The following is a 19,293-nucleotide window of genomic DNA, read 5'->3' on the forward strand; positions in this document are numbered from 1 at the left end:
CCGGTAAAGGGACGGGCAAATGAGGAGAGAGGGCTGATGAGGGTGAAGCTGACCCTGCTTGCTGGCGCATGTGCCGGCGCAATCGCGTTTCCTGCCTATGCGCAGAATGCCGCTGACGACAAGGACGACGGTACCGAGATCATCGTTACCGCACAGCGTTCGAACCAGCGTCTGCAGGATGTTCCCATCGCCGTTTCGGCCTTCAACACCGAAGCGCTCGAAAAGCAGCAGATCAAGAATACCTCTGACCTTCAGCTGACCCTGCCGAACGTCACTTTCACCAAGACGAACTTCACGTCGGCCAGCTTCACCATTCGCGGCATCGGCGACCTGTGCGTCGGCGTGACCTGCGACAGCGCCACCGCCATCCACCTGAACGACGCGCCGCTGTTCGGCACCCGTCTGTTCGAAGGTGAATTCTACGACCTGACGCAGGTCGAAGTTCTGCGCGGTCCGCAGGGCACCCTGTTCGGCCGCAACGCGACTTCGGGCGTGGTCAACTTCCGCACCGCGCGCCCCGACCTGTCGGGCATGTCCGCTAGCGCCGATGCCGAATACGGCAACTACAACGGCATCAAGTTCAAGGGCATGGTCAACGCTCCGCTGAGCGATGCGATCGGCGTGCGCCTGTCGGGCTTCTACCTGAACCGCGACGGCTACACCAAGAACCTCTACGACAATTCCAAGATCGACGACCGCGACATGTACGGCCTGCGCGGCTCGCTGCGGTTCGAGCCGGGCACCGGCACCACCATCGACCTGATGGCCCAGTACTTCCACGAACGCGACGCGCGTATGCGCATCCAGAAGCAGCTGTGCCAGCGCGACCCGACCGGCGTGCTGGGCTGCCTTTCGGGCGGTCGTCCGTATGAAACCACCAATTCGAACACCACGTTCGTGGGCGTGCTGACGTCGAAGGAATTCTTCGCCACCCAGGGCCTGCCGACCAGCCTGGCGCTGGGCAGCATCTACGGTCCGGACATCTACACCGGTGTGGTCAATCCGGCCGACGTGCGTACCGTCAACACCGACTACAAGCCCAGCTACTACACCCAGGAATGGATCGTGCAGGGCAGCATCGACCAGGAACTGGGCAGCGGCCTTTCGCTCAAGGTCAGCGGCAACTACCAGAAGGTCGATCTGGACTCGCAGCAGGATTACAACCTGTCGGTCGCCAACCGTTCGGTCTATGCCACGGGCCTGAACACGCTGGCTGCCCTGGCTGCTGGCGCTGGCGCTCCGGCCCTGCCGGGCGCGGTGCTCTCGCCGGTCGCCTCGAAGCTGATCCCGAACGGCCCGAACGGCGTGCTCTGCACCTCGCTGGCTGAAGAAACCGGCACCGGGGTGTTCGGCGGGCATGCGATGTGCTCCAGCTCGCCGCAGGATTTCGACCGTTCGAACCAGTACCAGACCAGCTGGTCGGCTGAAGCGATCCTCTCGTCGAAGTGGGACGGTCCGTTCAACTTCCTGCTGGGCGGGATCTACAGCAAGCTGCACCTCAAGGAGAACAGCTACTACATCGACTCCTTCGGGATCGACTACTTCACCGGTGTGGTTGGCGCGCTCAGCTCGGGCGGGGCCGGTTACCTCGGTACGCCGACCTATCGCAACAACTCGGACGACATGGTCGTCAAGAGCTACGGCATCTTCGGTGAAGCCTATTACCAGTTCAACGATCAGCTGAAGCTGACCCTTGGCCTGCGTTACAACAACGACGACAAGCAGCTGTCGGCCCGCACCACGCTGGCCAGCTTCCTGGTGCCGTTCGGCTCGACCAATGCCTACGCCTCGCCCTTCATCAGCGGCTATGACGCTGACGCCGGGCTGGCAGGCAACCAGCCGTTCCAGGTGCGCAGGGTGAAGTTCAGCGAATGGACTGGCCGTGCGGTGCTGGATTACCAGATCACCCCGGACAACCTGCTCTACTTCTCGTACTCGCGGGGCTACAAGTCGGGCGGCATCAACCCGCCGCTGTCGCCGGTGTTCTCGGTTCCGGAAGGGTTCAAGCCGGAATTTGTCGACGCCTTCGAAATGGGCTCGAAGAACACCTTCGGCAAGGTTCAGCTGAACCTCACCGGGTTCTACTACAAGTACAAGGACCTGCAGCTGTCGCGCATCGTGGCTCGTACCTCGGTGAACGACAACGTCAGTGCCAACATCTGGGGCCTGGAAGCCGAAGCGATCATTCGCGCCACGCCGGAACTGACGCTCAACATGAACGCCAGCTACCTCAACGCGAAGGTTTCGGAAGACAAGTTCCTGGCCAACCCGCGCGATTTTGGCGGCGGCCGTGCGGACTCGGTGATCATCAAGGATATCACCAACGGCGCGAACTGCGCCGTGGCGCCGAACACCGCGGGCAACGCGGCCGGTTCGAACGGGTTCGTCAACCAGGTCAACACCATCATCAACGCGGGCCTTGCGGCCCCGCTGAAGGCTGGTGCGGGCCTGCAGCCGACCACGGCCTTCCCGGCCAACGGCGGCATCAAGTCGACCGGCGCGTTCGGTGTCTGCGCGGTGCTCAGCGCCCTCGCGCCGACCCTTGGCGCTTCGTTCGGCGGCGTGACGGTCTATTCGTCGGGCATCACCAGCAACATCAAGAACAACAAGCTGCCCGGCGCGCCGGACTACAAGTTCTCGGCGGGCGTGCAGTATGCTGCTCCGCTGTCTGGTGACATGACCCTGACCCCGCGTGCGGACTTCATCTACACCGGCAAGTCGTTCGGCAACATCTTCAACGGAACGGTCAACGAGATCCCGAGCTTCACCCAGGTGAACGCCCAGCTGCAGCTCGATGGCCCGGACAAGAAGTGGTACGCCCGCGCCTGGGTCCAGAACCTGTTCAACAAGGACTCGATCACCGGTCTCTACGTGACCGACCAGTCCTCGGGTAACTACACCAACATCTTCACGCTCGAACCGCGCCGTTACGGCATCACTGCGGGCGTCAAGTTCTAAGCACTCCTGGGAGGGATGCTTATCGGGGCTCCGGGCTTAGTGCCCGGAGCCCCTTTCTTTTGCCCGCTCGGCGCCAGCGCCGGACCGCTCCGGGCAGCTGTCCCGGTTTGGCGCAGCGGCTGGCGTATGCGCCTTGACTTGCCCTGCATCCCCGGCTCAATCGGCGGCGGATCGCATGGAAAAATGACAATGAATGATCGGACGGCCAGCGCTGTTGCCGCCTGGCAGGAACAGCTGGCGGAAATCGCCTTCAATTGCGCGGCGGCATCAACGGCTGAAGCGGCGGACCTGATCCTCGCAACGCGTGATCTGCTGGCCAGCGCTCCCGGCGAATGGGGCCGCCGGTTTGCCGGTCTGCCGGATCGCGCGGCCCTTGCCGCCCTGATCGCGGCTGGCGCAACCACCACCGCCGCCCTGTCGCTAGTCGAAGGAAGGGCGGGTTTCCTGTTGTCGCAGGCCCAGGCCGGCTGCCCGCTGGCAACCGTGGTGATCGAAGGTCTGACCGGCGAGGCGAGCGCTGAAGGCGATTGCCTGGCGACCGCCCTGCTGGGCGCACTGACGGCGGCCCTGGCCGGTCCCGCGCTCAAGCTGCAAGGCGCCCAGTCGGTGTCCGCTCCGGCGCCTGGGGTCCGGCTCAACTGATCCGTTCATCCTGAAAAGGGGACGCCCCGGCCGGGACGGGACGGTGGCCGGGGCGTCGGGGATCGGAACAGTTATCGTGGTACCAGGCTTCCTTCCAGGTCATGATTGGCGCCGGGCGTTGTTCCCTGCGCAAGCCCTGGATAGGACCAACATGGTTACGGCCGCGCTAGGCCCGCACCCGGTATGAATCCCTAGTAGGGATCAGGCGCGCAGGCGCTGCTGCAACTTGTCCATGCCGATCCGCTCCACCCCGCTGGCGGCGCTATCGGCCTGGAGCAGCGCGGCAATCGCGTGCTGTTGCTGGGCGATCAGGTCGATCGATTGCAGCGCTGTCAGGTGGCGTTCCACGAAGGCCGGATCGGCGCACAGTTCCGCGCCCAGGCGTTCGATTTCGTTCCCCAGTTCCGCCAGGATCGCGGCGGCGCGCTGGATGATCGCGGCGTGGGCGATGGCGTCCGGCATGGCGTCAGGCCGCCTCGGGCAGTTCTTCGTTCGCGCTCAGCGCGGCGAGGTTGAGCACCTGGACCATGTGATCGTCGATCGCGGCCAGCCCTTCGAGGAACTGCACCACGCTGTCCGATCCGGTCGCCGGGGCGGGCTGCAGGGCATCGCCCGGCAGGGTCACGATGTCGCTGACCGATTCGACGATCCAGCCGCTGACCTGGCCGCCCAGCTGGGTGACGATGATCGCATGGCGCGAGGTTGCCTCGGTCGGGGCCCAGCCCAGCCGGGCGGCCAGATCCACCACCGGCAGCACCGTGCCGCGCAGGTTGACCACCCCGGCCACGTGCGCGGGCACGCGCGGCAGCTTGGTCACCGGGGTCCAGGCGCGGATCTCGCGGATCGCCATGATGTCCAGGCCAAACACCTGGCCGGCCACTTCGAAAGTGATGAGTTCGCGGGACATTGCATTGTTCTCCTGGAAAATCAGTGCGTAACGCGGCGCACGGCGGCGACCAGCTTTTCGGCGTCGAACGGCTTGACGATCCACCCCGTCGCCCCGGCCGCACGCGCGCGGGCCTTCTTTTCGGCCGAACTTTCGGTGGTCAGCACCAGGATCGGCCGGTCACGGTGCCGGCTGCCCGCCCGCAGCTGTTCGATCAGCCCGAACCCGTCGAGCCGCGGCATGTTGATATCGGTTATCACCACGTCGACCTCGTTCAGCGCCAGCCATTCGAGGGCGGAAACGCCATCGTCGGCCTGGGCCACGTCGAAGCCCTGCGTGCTCAGCGCATGGTTCAGGAGCGCGCGCATCGAGGCGCTGTCGTCTACGGTCAGGATGCGGGTGGGCTTGGACATCGCTGGTCTCGCTTTCAGGTCAGAACAGTTCAACTTCGCCGCGCTGGGCGGCGGGGCGCTGGATCGGCTGGGGTTCGGGGGCCATGTCGTTGGCGACCATGCGGCAGCGCACCTGGCCGCTGGCAGGCCGGAAATCGACCCGCCGCGCCTGGGTGCCGCCCAGGTCCTCCTTGATCAGCGGGATCCGCTCGCGCTGGAGGAACGAACGCGCGAATTCGGCATTGGCGGTGCCGATCCGCGCCATGTTGGCGTGCAGGTTGGCGCCGCCATACAGATGCGCGCGCAGGCGGCTCTTGCTGGCGCCGTGGGCCAGCATCTGGTTGATCAGCACTTCCATCAGGTAGACGCCGTAATGTTCGTCCACCCCCATGGCCTTCTGCGCGGCGGGCGGTTCGGCCAGCAGGAAGTGGTTCATCCCGCCCAGTTCGACTTCCGGATCGAACAGACAGGTGGCCACGCAGCTGCCCAGCACCGTGGTCAGTTCGACGCGCGGCCCGGCGCTGACCAGCGCCTGGCCCTGCATCACGGTGATGCGTGTCACGGGCTTGGCAAGCAGGCCGGATGGCTGGATTGACATGGCTGTCAGGCCGCCCGGCGGAACGCGTGGTAGGCGATCTTGTCGATCGGGGCGACGATCCCGGCGGCACCCAGCGAAATCGCGGCGCGCGGCATGCCAAAGACGGTGCAGGTGGCTTCGTCCTGGGCGATGGTCCAGGCGCCGGCGCGGGCCATGGCCAGCAGGCCCTGCGCGCCGTCGCTGCCCATTCCGGTCAGCAGGATCCCCACCGCTCGCGCGCCCACCGCTTCGGCGACCGAGGCGAACAGCACGTCGACGCTGGGCATGTGCCCGGACACCGGATCGCCCTCGCGCAGCTTGGCATAGTGCGCGCCCGACCCGCCCAGGGTCAGGTGCCGGTCGCCGCCCGGCGCCAGGTAGACGTGGCCGGGGCGCAGCGGCATGTCGCTTTCCGCCAGCACCACCTTGGCCGGACAGGCCATATCCAGCGTCTTGGCGATCGCCGGGGCAAAGCGCGCGTTGACGTGCTGGACGATCATGGTCGGCGGGCAGTCCTCGGGAAAGCCGCGCAGCAGGGTTTGCAAGGCCTCGACCCCGCCGGTCGACGCGCCGATCGCGATCAGCCGGGTATCGCCGCCAATCGAGGCGCGCGCTTCGGCGGCCACCTTGGGCGAAATCGGCCAGCGGTCGGAAAAGCGCACCCGCGCGGCTTCGCGGACCAGGCTGGCCAGCTTGCCATGGTCGTTGAGCGGCAGTCCGCCGGTACGATCCGACTTAGCATAGCAATCGACCGCCCCCAGGGCGAGCGCGCGGGCAGTCGCCTCGGTCCCTTCCTGGGTCGAACCGGACACCACGATCACCGGGGTGGGGCGCAGCTTCATGATCTTTTCGAGGAAATCGAGCCCGTTCATCCCCGGCATTTCGATGTCCAGGGTGACCACGTCCGGGTTCATCGCGCGGATCAACTCGCGCCCTTCGGCGGCGTTGGCGGCGGTGCCGATCACGCGGATGTCGGGTTCTTCGGCCAGGCGCGACATCAGGATCGCGCGCATGGTGGCTGAATCGTCGATGATCAGGACCCGAATGCTCATCGTGCGCTCCGCTGGTAGATGGTTGGTCCGACCGGGGCGAGCAGCTGGCTGGCCGGCCCGGTCACCCGTTCACTGTGGCCGATGTAGAGGAACCCGCCGGGGCGCAGCACTTCGGCAAAGCGCTGGACCAGCCGTTCCTTGGTCGGGCCGTCGAAATAGATCATGACGTTGCGGCAGAAGATCACGTCGAATTGGCCGCGCATCGGCCAGTCCTGCAGCAGGTTGAGCTCGCGGAAGCGGACCAGTTCGCGCGCTGGTTCGGCGATGATCACCTCGCCGTTCCGGGGCTGGCTCCAGGCGCGGCGCAGCGCTTCGGGCACGGGTTCGATCTCGCTCTGGCCATAGGTCGCGGCGCGGGCCTTGGTCAGCGCGTGGGTGGCAAGGTCGGTGGCCAGCACGCGCAGGTTGCGCCGCGCGAGCGAGGTTCCGGCGGGGCGGTCCGGCCCCAGCAGGGTCATCACGATCGACCAGGTTTCCTCACCGCTGGAACAGCCGGCTGACCAGATGCGAAAGCGTTCGCCCCGGTCCAGCGCCTGGACCATGCCTGGGCGGACCTCGCGGGCAAGGTGCTCGAAATGGTGCGCCTCGCGGTAGAAGAAGGTGTGATTGGTGGTCAGCGCCTTGATCGCCCGCAGGCGGTGGCCTTCATCCAGCCGCATCTGCTCGACAAAGGCGGCAAAGGTGCCCAGGCCGCTTTCGCGGACCATCGGCGCCAGCCGGGAATAGACCAGCATTGCCTTGCCCTGCGGCAGGACGATCCCGGCGTGGGCGTGGACGATGTCGCTGATCGCCTTGAAATCGGCCGGGCCATAGACCTCGGGACTGATGCCGGGCAGGGCGCTGGAAAAGGCGCTGGCGATGTTCATGCCGCTTCCGCCAGACGCGGCGCGGCCAGCGCGCGGGTGACGATGCCATCGACGTCCAGGATCAGCGCCACCTGGCCGTCGCCCAGGATGGTCGCGCCGGCCACGCCTTCAACCGCGCGGTAATGGGTGTCCAGGCTCTTGATCACGAACTGGCGCTGGTCGCTGATCGTATCGACCAGCAGTGCGGCCTGCCCGGCGGTTTCGGTATCGACCACGATCAGCACGCCGCGTTCGGGTTCGCGCACGGCCTCGCCCGCGCCCAGCAGATGGTGCAGCGGCAGCACGGGGATGAACTTGCCCCGCACGTTCAGCATGTGGCGGTTGGCGCCCAGGCCCTGGACCTCGCCCGCAGCCGGGCGCAGGCTTTCGACCACGTGGGCCAGCGGCACGACCAGCGTCTGATCGCCGACCGACACGATCATGCCATCGGAAATGGCCAGGGTCAGCGGCAGGGTCAGGGTAAAGGTGGTGCCCCGGCCGGGTTCGCTTTCGATGGTGATGCGCCCGCCCAGTTCCTTCACGTTCTGGCGCACCACGTCCATCCCGACGCCGCGCCCGGAAATGCTCGACACGGTGGCAGCGGTCGAAAAGCCGGGGGCGAAGATCAGGTTGTCGATCTCTTCCTTGGCCAGCTGCGCATCGGGCGCGACCAGGCCCTTTTCCACCGCCTTGGCCAGCACGCGTTCGCGGTTGATCCCGCGCCCGTCGTCGGCAATGCGGATCAGGATCCGGCCCGAGCGATGTTCGGCCGACAGGGTCAGGGTGCCTTCGGCGCTCTTGCCGGCGGCCAGGCGTTCATCGGCGGGTTCGATCCCGTGATCGACCGCGTTGCGGATCAGGTGGGTCAGCGGTTCGCCCAGGCGTTCGATCACCGTCTTGTCGAGTTCGGTGCTTTCGCCGACCAGGTCCAGCTTGACGTGCTTGCCGGTCGAACTGGCCAGCTCGCGCAGGATCCGGGGGACGCGGCTGAACACCGATCCGATCGGCTGAGCGCGGATCGCCATGGCGCTTTCCTGGATGTCGCGGGTCAGCGATTCGAGCAGCGCCAGTTCCTCGATCCCGGTCAGCCATTCGCTGCCCAGGCGCTGGGCCAGCATGGCCTGGGCAATCACCACTTCACCCACGCTGTCGATCAGCCGGTCAAGTTTGACGAGATCAATGCGGATCGACGGTCCGGGCGCGGCGGCCACGGGCTTTTCCGAAGGCGCGGCGGCGGGGGCCGTGCCCGCGGCGGCGGCGCTGGCGGGCGTGGCCGGGGCCTGCGCGGCAGCGGCCAGCGGCTGCGGGTGCTCGATCCGGGTGGGGGGAATCGCCTCGTCGCCCGTGGCCAGGCAGCAATCCTCGGCAATGAAATCGAAGATCTCGCGCGCGGCGGCCTCGTCCACCGTGGCCGGCAGCTCGAAGCTCCAGCCCAGGTAACCCTGCGCCGGATCGAGCCGGTCCAGCGGCGGCAGCTGCGACAGGTCGCAGGCGATGCATTTGCCGCCCAGTTCAGCCAGGTCGCGCAGCATCAGCAGCGGTTCGCTGCCGTTGCGCATGGCCCCGGCATGGGGGCGGACATGCAGCGGCCATGTGCCCAGCGGCGTGTCTGCGGGCCTACCTTCCGGGGCGGCGATTTCGCCGGTGATGTCGTCGAGCATCGAATCGAGATCGAAGTCGAACGGATCGGCCGTTTCGGGCGCAGCGGGCGGGGGCGGGGCGGGCGGCGCGGGCTCGGCCAGCCCGCCCGCGTCTTGCGCGGCGGTCAGTTCGGCCAGCAGCGCGGCGTCGTCGGGCGCGGTTTCGCCATCGCGGGCGGCCAGCACGTGGTCGCTCAGCGTGTCGAGCGCGCGCAGCATCAACTCGGTCAGGGCCGGGCTCAGCGGCAGGGCCCCTTCGCGCACTTCGCCCAGCAGCGATTCGAACGTGTGGGTGAAGCCCTGCAGCGCAGCAAAGCCAAAGGCCCCCGCGCCGCCCTTGATCGAATGGACCGCGCGGAACACGGCGTTGACCGTATCGTCATCGTGGGTGCCGGCGCGGCAGGCTGCCAGGCCCGCTTCGGCCGCGGCCAGCGATTCCTCGCATTCGACGAAAAAGATCGCCTGGATTTCCTCGGGCGTCATGCCAGGTCTCCTTCATCGAACAATTCGCGCTCCAGCCCGGTCAGCCGGGCCGCATCGCGCAGCGCGGGAGAGGCGGCGATCTGCAGCCCTTCGCAGCTGCGCCGCGCGCTGGTCAGCAATTGCAGCATGGCCAGGCCCGCATGGGTCACCGCGCTGGCATCGACCCGGACCGGCCCACCGGCGCAGGCCGAGGTGAATTCCGGCAGCAGGGCTTCGGCGGCCCCGCGGTCGCAGCGTTCGGGAAGTGTGATGGTTTGCATGGCAGGCCCCCGGTTGGCTGGTTCAGAATTCCGACCAGTCGTCGTGCGGTTCGGCTTTCACGGCCAGGTTGCCCTGGATCACCGGCGGCGGAGCCTGCCGGCGGACGCTGCGGGCAGTCGGCAGGACGGCGGGCGCGGCCACTCCGGCGCCGCTGCGGGCGCCGCCTCCGGCCAGCCGGAACGCTGCGACGATCCGGTTCAATTCCGCCGCTTCGTCGGCCAGGCTGCGCGCGGCGGCGGTCGATTGTTCGACCATCGCGGCGTTCTGCTGGGTCATCCGGTCCATGTCGCCCATGGCCGAATTGACCTGCTGCAAGTTGACCGACTGGTTCTGGGTCGATGTGGCGATCTCGCTCATCAGGCCGGCGATTTCGCCGACGCGCTGGACGATCTTTTCCAGCAGCGAGCCGGTTTCGCCGACCAGGGTGACCCCTTCGCCGACCTGCTGGGTGCTGGCGGTGATCAGCGCCTTGATGTCCTTGGCGGCATCGGCGCTGCGCTGGGCGAGCGCGCGGACCTCGTTGGCGACCACGGCAAAGCCCTTGCCGGCATCCCCGGCGCGGGCGGCTTCCACCCCGGCGTTCAGCGCCAGCAGGTTGGTCTGGAAGGCGATGCCGTCGATCACGCTGATGATCTGGTTGATTTCCTGCGAACTGCGCTCGATCCCGGCCATCGCCTCGATCGCGCGCTTGACCACGGCGCCGCCATCGTTCGCCTCGTGATGAGCGGTGTCGATGGTTTCGCGCACGCCGATGGCGCGGTCGGCGGTCTCCTTGAGTACGCCGGTCACCTGGTTCATCGATGCGGCGGTTTCTTCCAGGCTGGCGGCCTGCTGTTCGTTGCGCAGCGACAGGTCGTCCGACGCGGCGCGGATCTCGGTCGCGCCGTTCAGCACGGCGTTCGCGCTGGAGCGGACCGCCTCGAGCGTGCTGGCCAGCTGGTCGAGCGCCTTGTTGAAGTTCTGCCGCAAGGTGTCCGAAGCGCCGGCGAAAGGCTGTTCGATCCGGCAGTCGAGGTCATTCTGCCCGAGCTTGGCCAGCCCGGCGCCCAGCTCGCGCACGATGTGTTCCTGCGCTTCGCTCGCCTCTTTCACCGCGATGGCGTTGTTGCGGAACGCGGCCATCGCCTTGGTCATGCGGCCGACGCAGTCGGTATAGTCGGTATAGCGGATTTCGCTGTCGGTATCGCCGGCGGCCAGAGCCTCCATCCGCACCACGGTGTTGACGTAGGGCGTGCAGATCAGTCGTGCGGCCAGGGCGAGCGCGCCCGTGCCGGTGGCTCCGGCCAGGGCGCACAGCACCACGGCGGCGGTGGCGGAAGCCAGACCATGGGCCGCCATCACGGTCGCCAGCAGCGCCGCGGCGGCGCAGGCGGCCTGGACCGCCAGCAGGACCTTGAACTTCGTGCGGATCGGGGCGTGCTGTTCGAACCAATTGAGCATGCGTGAATTCCTGGATGCGAAAGGAGCTGATCGGAGCGGGCCAAACCCTAGTGAATCGCGGCAAAGACGGGGTGTCCGGCCGACCCGGGAGAAATCCCTAGCCGCCGCCGGACCGGCCCGGCGCGGTGCTCAGAATTCGGACCAGTCTTCCTCCACCGCTGCGGGCTTGAGCGCGAGATTGCCCTGGATCACCGGCAGCGGCCGGGCGCGCGGCGTCGGCTTGTGCTGGCGCGGCGGCGCGGCGGCGGCCGGCCCGTCGTCAACCTTGAACGCGCTGACGATCCGGCTCAGCTCCTGGGCCTCGTCGGCCAGGCTGCGCGCGGCGGCGGTCGATTGTTCGACCATCGCGGCGTTCTGCTGGGTCATCCGGTCCATGTCGCCCACGGCCGAATTGACTTGCTGGAGGTTGACCGACTGGCTTTCGGTCGACGTGGCGATCTCGCTCATCATGCCCGCGATTTCGCCAACGCGCTGGACGATCTTTTCGAGCAGCGTGCCGGTTTCGCCGACCAGCGCCACCCCTTCGCCAACTTGCTGGGTGCTCGCGGTGATCAGCGTCTTGATGTCCTTGGCGGCATCGGCGCTGCGCTGGGCCAGTGCGCGGACCTCGTTGGCGACTACGGCAAAGCCCTTGCCGGCATCCCCGGCGCGGGCGGCTTCGACCCCGGCGTTCAGGGCCAGCAGGTTGGTCTGGAAAGCGATGCCGTCGATCACGCTGATGATCTGGTTGATCTCCTGCGAGCTGCGCTCGATCCCGGCCATCGCCTCGATCGCGTGGCGGACCACGGCGCCGCCATCGTTCGCTTCGCGGTGGGCTGCGGCGATGTTCTGGCGCACGCCGGCGGCATTGTCGGCGGTTTCGCGCAGCACCTGGGTCACCTGGTTCATGGCGGCGGCGGTTTCTTCCAGGCTGGCGGCCTGCTGTTCGTTGCGCAGCGCCAGATCGTCCGATGCGGCGCGGATTTCACCGGCCCCGGTCGAAACGCCCCGCGCGGTGGCGGCGACATTGCCCATCAGCTGAGCCAGCCGCGCGATCGAGGCGTTGAACGATTGACGCAGCGCCTCGTATTCGGCGGCGAAGGGCTGGTCGATCCGGTGGGTCAGGTTGCCATCGGCCAGCGATTCCAGCCCTTTGGCCAGCGCCGCGACGACCTGCTGTTGTTCTGCTTCGGCGCGCTGCTTGGCCTGGCCGGCCTCGCGAAAGGCATAGGCGGCGCGCTGGATTGCGGCGACTTCATCGTCCCCGCTCGGGCGTTCGATGGCAATGTCGAAATTGCCGGCGTTCATCTGGTCGAGCAGGCCCGACAGCCGGGTCAGCGGGCGGATCACTGCGCCAGCCAAGTAACGCAGCGTCCAGCCCAGCAAGGCCAGGAACAGCAGCGAAACAGCCAGCACCACCCAGAGCGACAGCGAATTCGATGCGTCCATCTGGCTGTTGACCTGATCGAGCGCCTGATCGAGGAATTCCTCCTCGCGTGCCAGCAATTCCTCGGCAGCCTTGAAACGGCGTTCGTGGGCAGGCAGCAGCGCGGCGACCGCACCAGGATCGCGGCTGACCGTTTCAACCAGCTTGGCCGCACCATCGGCATAGTCGCGCATGGCCGCGGACGAGGCGAGCAAGCGCTGCTTGTCGCTGTCGCTCAGGGCCTGCTGCTCGATGGCTTTGAAGGACTCCTCAAGGGCCTTGCGTGACCCGTCCAGGTCCCGCCTGATCGATTGCGCATCGCGCAGGTCGCCGCGCGCGGCAGCGGCAATTATCCGGTACACTTCGGCATTGATCGCATCGTGCGCCATGTCAGCCTGCATGTGCTGCTGCTGCGCTTCGGCCATGGCGCGGGCCATGTCACCAGCCGCAGTCGAAGTCTGCTGCATGTAGATCGTGCTGGCCGCCTGGAGCAGGAAGGCCCCGGCGAGCACTCCGCCCACCAGCTTGCCAGTCTTTTCGATGTTCATCCTTGCCATGACCTGCGTTCCATCCTTGCCTGCGACGCGCGTTGCGAGTGCGTTAAGCAGCTCCATTGACGTTCATCTGCAAAGGTTTGCTGTGGTCGTTTCTAGGCACTTATGCGGAGGCGGCGTTGGGCCTTGCTTGGCAATATGCGGATAGGACCGCGGCAAAGGCCCGCGCGGTGCGGGCGCAAATCAAGGCAATGGTTCCGATGCACGACGCCCGGGTTCTTGTGGTTGACGATTCCGCCGCGATGCGCGCGCTGTTCACCGACATTCTTGAACAATCACGCAATGTCCGCGTGGTCGGCGTGGCCGCCAGCGCCGCCGAGGCGCGCGACCAGCTGGATGACCTCAAGCCCAATGTGCTGACGCTCGACGTCGAGATGCCGGGGATGAGCGGGATCGACTTCCTCAAGGAAATCATGGCCGAACGGCCGATGCCGGTGGTGATGCTGTCCAGCCTGACGCAAAGCGGCAACGAAGTGTCGCTCAAGGCCTACGAGCTGGGCGCGGTCGAATGCTTTCCCAAGCCGCTGAAAGCGACGCCCGAACAGTTCGCCAAGACCGTGGGCAAGCTGGGCCAGATCGTGCTCGCCGCCGCCAATTGCAACGTGCGCGAACGGGTGCGGCTGCAACAGGCCAAGTCGCACGAGGCGAAGTTCGCCTGGAACGGCCACTATGCCGCTTTCAGCGCATCGATGGGCGGGGTCGAGGCGCTGACCGCGCTGCTGGCCGGCTATCCCGCGCTGTGCCCGCCGACGGTGATCACCTTGCAGGCCGAACCGGCGCTGGTCGAAACCTTCATCGCGCGGCTCGATGCCGAGCTGAAATGCGCGGTCCGTCCGGCCAAGGACGGTGCGATGCTGACCCCGGGGCATGTCTACATTGCCGCCGATCCGGAAAAACATGCCGTGTTCGAACCCGGCGATCCGCCGCGCGTCCGACTGGTGGCGCGCGATCCGGTGGAAGGCGCGCGGCCATCGGCCACGCTCTTGTTCGGCACGCTCGCCCGAGCCGGGGTGCCGGCGGTGGGCGCGGTGTTGACCGGGATGGGCGAGGACGGCGCCAAGGGCCTCAAGCTGATGCGCGACGCCGGCTGCAAGACCTTTGTCCAGGACCGCGCCAGCGCGCTGGTCAGCGAAGCCCCGGCGGCCGCGATGGCGGCCGGCGCGGCAGACCAGGAACTGCGGCTCGACAAGCTGGCCGAGACGGTGATCGCGATCTGCAACCAGGCCTGACCCTGGTGCCAACCAACGAAATTCGGCCTCCCCATCGCGGTGATGGGGAGGCCGCAGGCTATGTCGGCTGACCGTCGGTTCGCATGGGGGATCAGCCGACCAGGGATCCTTCGATCGCGATGCGGATCGCTTCGCTCGTATGGTTCGCGCCCATCTTGTTCAGCATGTTGGCGCGGTGGATTTCGACCGTGCGCGGGCTGATCGCCAGGCGTTCGCCGATCAGGCGGTTGGACAGCCCGTCGGCCACCCCGGCCAGCACTTCGCGTTCGCGCTTGGTCAGCTTCTGGATGCGGCTGCGGGCCATGGCTTCGCGCAGGCGGGCGCTGCCCTGGGTGCCGCGGCTTTCCTCGGCCACGGCGACGGCCTGGCGCACTTCGGGTTCGGCGAACGGCCAGTCGAGATAGTCGATCGCGCCGGTCAGGATCGCCTGGACCACGCGGTGCGTATCGGGCCGTTCCGAATAGGCCACCACCGGCAGCCATTCGCCCACTTCGGTCATCAGGTCGATCGTGCGGCGGACCATCAGTCCTTCGTCGTGCACCAGGATCAGGCCGTCGCGCGGCCAGCGCCGCGCCAGCTCGTCCAGATCCTCGAACGGTTCGGCGTGGATGTTGGTCCCGGCCAGGCTGTGCGAAATCGCGGCCCGGCGGCGGAAGTCGGCATCGACGAGGTAAAGGTTAGTGCGATCAGTCATGTGATTAACCGTAACGGATTATGCCTAGGTGATAAGCCTGAGTTGCATCCGTTTTCGCGAATAAATCTCTCCAAAACCGATATAATCCTGGTCAAATCAGCGATTATTCAAATACGTGGTTTTACCTATGTTTGTTCTTAATATGAAATATACCATATTTTATTCAGATAATCGGAAACAGATGGCGGTGGCCGCGAAAAATTTCGACAATAGACGGCGTTCAATGAAATAAGGCGCGCGAAATATCGATGAAGTCCTGGCGCACCTGGCTCAGCTTGGTCCCATCGAACGCCAGCACGCTGTCCAGCACCGCGCGGCGCGCCGCCTCGTACAATTGCAGTAGCGCCGGGGCGATCGCCGCGTCCTGGCTGACCCCCATCTGCAGCGCCGCCAGGGCAGACAGGGCGCGGGTCAGTGACTGGCTTTTCAGCCGGTTGTCGTGCTTCTCGTGCGCGAAGACCGCGCTGCCCAGCGCCGCGATCAGCTGTTCATAGCAGAGCGCCACCAGTTGCTGCGGGTTGGCCCCGGCAACGCGGGCGTCGAAATCAACCTTGCGATAGGCTTCGTGGGGAGAGCGCAGGGCCAGCATCGGTCAGTCTCAGTTCTTCGAATTGTTCCAGGCGTCGATCTGGTTCTGCAGGAACGACAGGGTGGATTTGCTGGCGCCGACCCGGCTGTCGACCCCGGCGAACTGGGTGGCAAGGCGCGCGCGCAGCGCTTCCTGCTTGTCGGCCAGCTTGCTCTGGTCTTCGCTCAACTGGGTCTTGCGGGCGGTGTAGCGGCTGATCGAGCCGGTCAGCGATCCGGGATTGGCGGCGGCGGTCACGCTGCGCCCCAGCTTGTCGAGCGAGGCATAGACCCCGAACAGCCCGGTGGTGAACATCGCGGAAACGCCATCGGGCGATGCCTTGAGCGTCGCGGTCAGCCGGGCGCTGTCAAACCGGAAGGTGCCGTCGCGGTTGGTCGCGAGGCCGAGGTCGGCCATGGTCGCAGGCTGTCCGGTAGTGGCGGCGGGCATGACGATCGATCCGGCCAGCCGCGCCAGTCCGGTGCGTAGCGCCCGCGCGCCGGAATCGCGCGCCAGGTCGCCGGTCTTGGGATCGACGTCCTTGTTCAGTTCGGCCACCAGCTCGTTCAGCGCGCTGGTCAGGTCCTGCATGAAAGTGCCGACCGCGCTGCCCGGATCGCTGAAACCGATCGTGGTTGGGGCGCCGCTGTTGGTCCCGGTCAGCTTCAGGTTCAGCCCCGGCACGATGTCGTTGATCGTGTTGGACGCGGTGCTCATCGCCAGCCCGTCCAGCTTGAAGCTGGCGTTCTGCGCGGTGGACAGCAGGCGGGTGCCGGGACTGGCGGGTGTCCAGGCCAGCTGGGCCAGGCCTTCCTCGCCCACGGTCTCGGCCGCTTCCAGGATGAAGCCGCTGGCCGCGCCATCCTTGCCTTTCAGCATAAGGTGCGCGCCGTCGGCGCCATTGGCGACATAGGCGGTGACCCCGGCATTGGCGCCGTTGATCTGCGAAGCCACATCGGCCAGCGTCGCGCCGCTGGCGATGGTCAGGTTGACCGCCGCCTGGGCGGTGTCCTCGGTAAATGTCGCGCCGCTGACCGTGCCGAATTTCAGCGTCAGCGTGCCCGCCCCGACCGGCGCGGTGCTGGCGGCATAGGCTGGGCTGGTCAGCGTCTGGCCCTTGGCCAGCGCGGTGACTTCGAGCGAATAGGTGCCCTTGCCGCTGGCCGTGCCGCGGCTGACCGTGGCAACCGCGCCGTTGGCGATGGTGGGCTGGGTCGACAGGTCGCCCTGGCGCACCCGGTCGCCCACCGATGTGGCCAGCTGCAGGATCTGGCTTTTAAGCGTCGATGCGGCTGAAATCTGGCGGTCCAGCGTGTCGCTTTGCGCGGTCAGCCGGTCGATCCGGCCGGCGAACTGGGCGTCGGCCAGGCTTTTCGCCAGGCCCGCCATGTCGATGCCGCTGCCCCCGCCAAGCGCGGAGACGATCTGGCTGGTGGCGGATGTGGTGGTCATGGCGGAAAGAACGGCAGCGGCGCGGGCGCTTTAACGCCCGGCCTGCGGATCAAGCCGGCCATCGGCGTCGAAGCGCAGCGCCACCGGCACTTCGATCGCGGGGGCGGCAGGCCGCCCGCCGCGCTTCAGCGACAGGACGAAGGCCAGCACTCCGGCGACGGCGGCGTAGAGCTCTTCGCGGATCACCTGGTTTTCGCGGGTGGTGAAATAGACCGAGCGCGCCAGCGCGGGGTATTCCAGCATTGGCACGTCCAGCTCGCGCGCCAGCTCGCGCATTGCCAGCGCCTTTTCGCCGCGGCCCTTGGCCAGCACGATCGGCGCATTGGCCTTGTCCGGGTCATAGGCCATCGCGACCGAGAAATGGGTTGGGTTGGTCAGCACGAACTGCGCCTCGCGCATTGCCTTGGCCACGCCGCCCATTGCTAGCTGGCGCTGCTTGTTGCGGATCGCGGCCTTCTTTTCGGGCGAGCCTTCGGCTTCCTTGTGCTCGTCACGCAGTTCCTGCTGGCTCATCCGCAGGCGCAGGAAGCGGCGCAGCCACTGGATCGGGAAATCGAACAGCGCGATCACCACCAGCCCCATGGCCAGCGCGAACATCAGGCTGGTCAGCGCGTCCCAGGCGAGCATGAGCTGGCCGGACAGCGATGCCCCGCGCCCCAGGCCAATCAGTCCGGCAAGGTGCCGCCCGCCCCACGACCAGGCAATCGCGCCCAGCAGCAGCACTTTGGCAAAGCCCTTGCCAACCTCGATCCAGCCCTGCGCGCCGAACATGCGCTTCAGCCCCGACAGGGGATTGATCCGCGAGCCCTTGGGCAGCAGGTTGCCGCCAACCCAGCGCCCATCCGCCGGGCCGACCTGCGATGCGGTGACGGCGATCATCACCCCCACGCTCAGCACCAGCAGCGGCGGCAGGACGCCCATGGCGAGGTTGGCCAGCATCCGCCCCGGCGTGAAATCCTCCAGCGCGGCGCGGTCCCAGGTCAGGCCCTGGCGCGCGGCATCGGCCATCGCCTCCAGCATCCACGGCCCTGCGAGTTTCAGCCAGACCGCGCCGACCAGCACGGCAATCGCCGTCGCCAGTTCCCGGCTGCGCAGGATATCGCCCTTCTGCGCGGCCTCGCGCAGGCGCTTCTCGCTTGGGGCAAAGGTCTTTTCCTCGCTCATCGTCCGATCACCGCGGCGGCGTTGGTCAGCGCTTCGGCCGAGAGGTCAGCCATCTGTTCGGCGGCGAGCGGGGCGGCCACGATCAGTGCGGCCAGCCCGGCCAGCACGCCCGCCGGCAGGCCCAGCGCGAACAGGTTGAGCGAGGGGGCGGAGCGGCTCAGCACCCCGGTCAGGAACTGCACCAGCAGCAGGACCAGCGTGACCGGCAGGGCAATCGCCACGGCGGCCACGAACATCGCGCCGCCCATCGAGACGACGAGATGCAACTGATCGGGTGACAGCCAGGCCGCGCCGGGCGGTAGCACCTGGTAACTTTCCACCACCAGCCGCAGCCAGGTGAGGTGCCCGCCCAGCGCGAGGAAGATCACGCTGAGCAGTACGGTGAAATATTGCCCCAGCGCGGGACTGTGCGCGCCGCTCAGCGGGTCGGCGGCGCTGGCGATCGACATGCCCATCGCCCCGCCGATCTGTTCGGCGGCGATGATCGGCGCGGCGAAGGACAGCTGCAGGACAAAGCCCAGCGCCAGCCCGACCAGCGCTTCGGCCGCCACGGCGAGCAGGCCCGATAGCGAGAACAGCGCGGGCGGCACCTGCACCGGCACCCAGGCGCAGACCATGACGGAAATCGCCGCGGTCATCGCCACGCGCAGCTGCATCGGCACCGCTGCCGCGCCGAAGAACGGGGCGGCCAGCAGCGCCGCGCCGATCCGCGTCATGACGAAGACCAGTCGCCACAGCTCGGCCTCGACCGCGCCGAACCCGAAGGTCAGCTGGATCACCGGCTGACCTGCGCGATCTGTTCGAAGATCTGCTGGGTAAAGTCACCGACCAGCGCCAGCATCGAGGCGCCGAACACCACCAGCACCAGCGCGATCACTGCCAGCTTGGGCACGAAAGTCAGCGTCTGTTCGTTGACCGAGGTAGCGGCCTGGATCACCCCGACCACCAGGCCAACGGCAAGGCTGGCCAGCAGCACCGGGGCGGCGACCAGCGCGGTCACCCACAGCATCCGGTCGGCCAGGGCGAGAAGGGAAGCGGTATCATCCATCGC

At 67.1% G+C, this 19,293-nt stretch carries 19 protein-coding genes; 3 read left to right on the forward strand and 16 right to left on the reverse strand.

Translation table 11 applies throughout. From position 1 onward, the window contains the following. Positions 1-36 precede the first annotated feature (36 nt). Both ACE3N9_RS05180 and ACE3N9_RS05185 read left to right on the forward strand, forming a co-directional pair. Positions 37-2,958 carry a TonB-dependent receptor gene (locus tag ACE3N9_RS05180; RefSeq protein WP_374281532.1) on the forward strand — a complete coding sequence of 974 codons (2,922 nt, stop codon included), beginning with the start codon at positions 37-39 and terminating at the stop codon, positions 2,956-2,958. A 189-nt stretch (positions 2,959-3,147) separates the two neighbouring features. Beyond that, the gene (locus tag ACE3N9_RS05185) at positions 3,148-3,600 is read left to right on the forward strand and encodes a hypothetical protein (protein ID WP_374281534.1); all 453 of its coding nucleotides are present in this window, start codon (positions 3,148-3,150) and stop codon (positions 3,598-3,600) included. 201 nt (positions 3,601-3,801) lie between these two features. On the opposite strand, the gene ACE3N9_RS05190 is transcribed toward ACE3N9_RS05185, so the two are convergent. From ACE3N9_RS05190 to ACE3N9_RS05235, 10 genes are all read right to left on the reverse strand, one after another. After that, positions 3,802-4,062 (reverse strand): hypothetical protein, encoded by a 261-nt coding sequence (locus ACE3N9_RS05190; protein WP_374281536.1) that lies wholly within the window; start codon positions 4,060-4,062, stop codon positions 3,802-3,804. A gap of 4 nt (positions 4,063-4,066) precedes the next feature. Continuing rightward, a complete protein-coding gene (locus tag ACE3N9_RS05195; protein ID WP_374281537.1) occupies positions 4,067-4,507 on the reverse strand; it encodes a chemotaxis protein CheW in 441 nt (146 codons plus the stop codon). A 20-nt stretch (positions 4,508-4,527) separates the two neighbouring features. Beyond that, on the reverse strand, positions 4,528-4,899 hold the full coding sequence (locus ACE3N9_RS05200) for a response regulator (protein ID WP_374281539.1): 372 nt from the start codon (positions 4,897-4,899) through the stop codon (positions 4,528-4,530). 19 nt (positions 4,900-4,918) lie between these two features. After that, positions 4,919-5,476 carry a chemotaxis protein CheD gene (locus tag ACE3N9_RS05205; RefSeq protein ID WP_374281541.1) on the reverse strand — a complete coding sequence of 186 codons (558 nt, stop codon included), beginning with the start codon at positions 5,474-5,476 and terminating at the stop codon, positions 4,919-4,921. Positions 5,477-5,481: 5 nt separating this feature from the next. Continuing rightward, entirely contained in the window at positions 5,482-6,507 is a 1,026-nt protein-coding gene (locus ACE3N9_RS05210) for a chemotaxis response regulator protein-glutamate methylesterase (RefSeq protein WP_374281543.1), read from the reverse strand. Beyond that, entirely contained in the window at positions 6,504-7,373 is an 870-nt protein-coding gene (locus tag ACE3N9_RS05215) for a protein-glutamate O-methyltransferase CheR (RefSeq protein ID WP_374281545.1), read from the reverse strand. The genes ACE3N9_RS05210 and ACE3N9_RS05215 overlap by 4 nt, the downstream gene beginning before the upstream one ends. Continuing rightward, on the reverse strand, positions 7,370-9,475 hold the full coding sequence (locus ACE3N9_RS05220) for a chemotaxis protein CheA (RefSeq protein ID WP_374281547.1): 2,106 nt from the start codon (positions 9,473-9,475) through the stop codon (positions 7,370-7,372). Before ACE3N9_RS05220 ends, ACE3N9_RS05215 begins: the two co-directional genes overlap by 4 nt. Next, on the reverse strand, positions 9,472-9,735 hold the full coding sequence (locus ACE3N9_RS05225) for an STAS domain-containing protein (protein ID WP_374281549.1): 264 nt from the start codon (positions 9,733-9,735) through the stop codon (positions 9,472-9,474). Before ACE3N9_RS05225 ends, ACE3N9_RS05220 begins: the two co-directional genes overlap by 4 nt. A 22-nt stretch (positions 9,736-9,757) precedes the next feature. Continuing rightward, on the reverse strand, positions 9,758-11,176 hold the full coding sequence (locus tag ACE3N9_RS05230) for a methyl-accepting chemotaxis protein (protein WP_374281551.1): 1,419 nt from the start codon (positions 11,174-11,176) through the stop codon (positions 9,758-9,760). A 129-nt stretch (positions 11,177-11,305) separates the two neighbouring features. After that, on the reverse strand, positions 11,306-13,138 hold the full coding sequence (locus ACE3N9_RS05235) for a methyl-accepting chemotaxis protein (protein ID WP_374281553.1): 1,833 nt from the start codon (positions 13,136-13,138) through the stop codon (positions 11,306-11,308). A 218-nt stretch (positions 13,139-13,356) separates the two neighbouring features. Between ACE3N9_RS05235 and ACE3N9_RS05240 the strand changes: the two genes are divergently transcribed. Further along, positions 13,357-14,364, forward strand: coding sequence for a chemotaxis protein CheB (locus tag ACE3N9_RS05240; RefSeq protein ID WP_374281555.1), 1,008 nt, complete (start codon positions 13,357-13,359; stop codon positions 14,362-14,364). A 91-nt stretch (positions 14,365-14,455) separates the two neighbouring features. Here the strand turns inward: ACE3N9_RS05240 and ACE3N9_RS05245 are convergent, their stop codons facing one another. The 6 genes from ACE3N9_RS05245 to ACE3N9_RS05270 all read right to left on the reverse strand — a co-directional run bounded on the left by ACE3N9_RS05245 (position 14,456) and on the right by ACE3N9_RS05270 (position 19,290). After that, positions 14,456-15,058, reverse strand: a complete 603-nt coding sequence (locus tag ACE3N9_RS05245; RefSeq protein ID WP_374281557.1) for a response regulator transcription factor — start codon at positions 15,056-15,058, stop codon at positions 14,456-14,458. A gap of 220 nt (positions 15,059-15,278) precedes the next feature. After that, a complete protein-coding gene (gene fliS, locus ACE3N9_RS05250; RefSeq protein ID WP_374281559.1) occupies positions 15,279-15,647 on the reverse strand; it encodes a flagellar export chaperone FliS in 369 nt (122 codons plus the stop codon). Positions 15,648-15,656: 9 nt separating this feature from the next. After that, positions 15,657-17,078 (reverse strand): flagellar filament capping protein FliD, encoded by a 1,422-nt coding sequence (gene fliD / locus ACE3N9_RS05255; protein ID WP_374281561.1) that lies wholly within the window; start codon positions 17,076-17,078, stop codon positions 15,657-15,659. A 30-nt stretch (positions 17,079-17,108) separates the two neighbouring features. Further along, on the reverse strand, positions 17,109-18,242 hold the full coding sequence (locus ACE3N9_RS05260; protein ID WP_374281563.1) for a flagellar biosynthesis protein FlhB: 1,134 nt from the start codon (positions 18,240-18,242) through the stop codon (positions 17,109-17,111). After that, positions 18,239-19,021 (reverse strand): flagellar biosynthetic protein FliR, encoded by a 783-nt coding sequence (gene fliR / locus ACE3N9_RS05265; protein WP_374281565.1) that lies wholly within the window; start codon positions 19,019-19,021, stop codon positions 18,239-18,241. The genes ACE3N9_RS05260 and fliR overlap by 4 nt, the downstream gene beginning before the upstream one ends. Then, positions 19,018-19,290 carry a flagellar biosynthetic protein FliQ gene (locus ACE3N9_RS05270; protein ID WP_374281567.1) on the reverse strand — a complete coding sequence of 91 codons (273 nt, stop codon included), beginning with the start codon at positions 19,288-19,290 and terminating at the stop codon, positions 19,018-19,020. Before ACE3N9_RS05270 ends, fliR begins: the two co-directional genes overlap by 4 nt. Positions 19,291-19,293 lie beyond the last annotated feature (3 nt).

The sequence above is a fragment of the Novosphingobium sp. genome (genome assembly GCF_041905565.1).
Classification (GTDB): domain Bacteria; phylum Pseudomonadota; class Alphaproteobacteria; order Sphingomonadales; family Sphingomonadaceae; genus Novosphingobium.

Bases quoted from the DNA above. Each gene is read 5' to 3' on its own strand.
- ACE3N9_RS05180 (WP_374281532.1), top strand. From the start codon at position 37: ATGAGGGTGAAGCTGACCCTGCTTGCTGGCGCATGTGCCGGCGCAATC.
- ACE3N9_RS05185 (WP_374281534.1), top strand. From the start codon at position 3,148: ATGAATGATCGGACGGCCAGCGCTGTTGCCGCCTGGCAGGAACAGCTG.
- ACE3N9_RS05190 (WP_374281536.1), bottom strand. From the start codon at position 4,062: ATGCCGGACGCCATCGCCCACGCCGCGATCATCCAGCGCGCCGCCGCG.
- ACE3N9_RS05195 (WP_374281537.1), bottom strand. From the start codon at position 4,507: ATGTCCCGCGAACTCATCACTTTCGAAGTGGCCGGCCAGGTGTTTGGC.
- ACE3N9_RS05200 (WP_374281539.1), bottom strand. From the start codon at position 4,899: ATGTCCAAGCCCACCCGCATCCTGACCGTAGACGACAGCGCCTCGATG.
- ACE3N9_RS05205 (WP_374281541.1), bottom strand. From the start codon at position 5,476: ATGTCAATCCAGCCATCCGGCCTGCTTGCCAAGCCCGTGACACGCATC.
- ACE3N9_RS05210 (WP_374281543.1), bottom strand. From the start codon at position 6,507: ATGAGCATTCGGGTCCTGATCATCGACGATTCAGCCACCATGCGCGCG.
- ACE3N9_RS05215 (WP_374281545.1), bottom strand. From the start codon at position 7,373: ATGAACATCGCCAGCGCCTTTTCCAGCGCCCTGCCCGGCATCAGTCCC.
- ACE3N9_RS05220 (WP_374281547.1), bottom strand. From the start codon at position 9,475: ATGACGCCCGAGGAAATCCAGGCGATCTTTTTCGTCGAATGCGAGGAA.
- ACE3N9_RS05225 (WP_374281549.1), bottom strand. From the start codon at position 9,735: ATGCAAACCATCACACTTCCCGAACGCTGCGACCGCGGGGCCGCCGAA.
- ACE3N9_RS05230 (WP_374281551.1), bottom strand. From the start codon at position 11,176: ATGCTCAATTGGTTCGAACAGCACGCCCCGATCCGCACGAAGTTCAAG.
- ACE3N9_RS05235 (WP_374281553.1), bottom strand. From the start codon at position 13,138: ATGGCAAGGATGAACATCGAAAAGACTGGCAAGCTGGTGGGCGGAGTG.
- ACE3N9_RS05245 (WP_374281557.1), bottom strand. From the start codon at position 15,058: ATGACTGATCGCACTAACCTTTACCTCGTCGATGCCGACTTCCGCCGC.
- fliS (WP_374281559.1), bottom strand. From the start codon at position 15,647: ATGCTGGCCCTGCGCTCTCCCCACGAAGCCTATCGCAAGGTTGATTTC.
- fliD (WP_374281561.1), bottom strand. From the start codon at position 17,078: ATGACCACCACATCCGCCACCAGCCAGATCGTCTCCGCGCTTGGCGGG.
- ACE3N9_RS05260 (WP_374281563.1), bottom strand. From the start codon at position 18,242: ATGAGCGAGGAAAAGACCTTTGCCCCAAGCGAGAAGCGCCTGCGCGAG.
- ACE3N9_RS05270 (WP_374281567.1), bottom strand. From the start codon at position 19,290: ATGGATGATACCGCTTCCCTTCTCGCCCTGGCCGACCGGATGCTGTGG.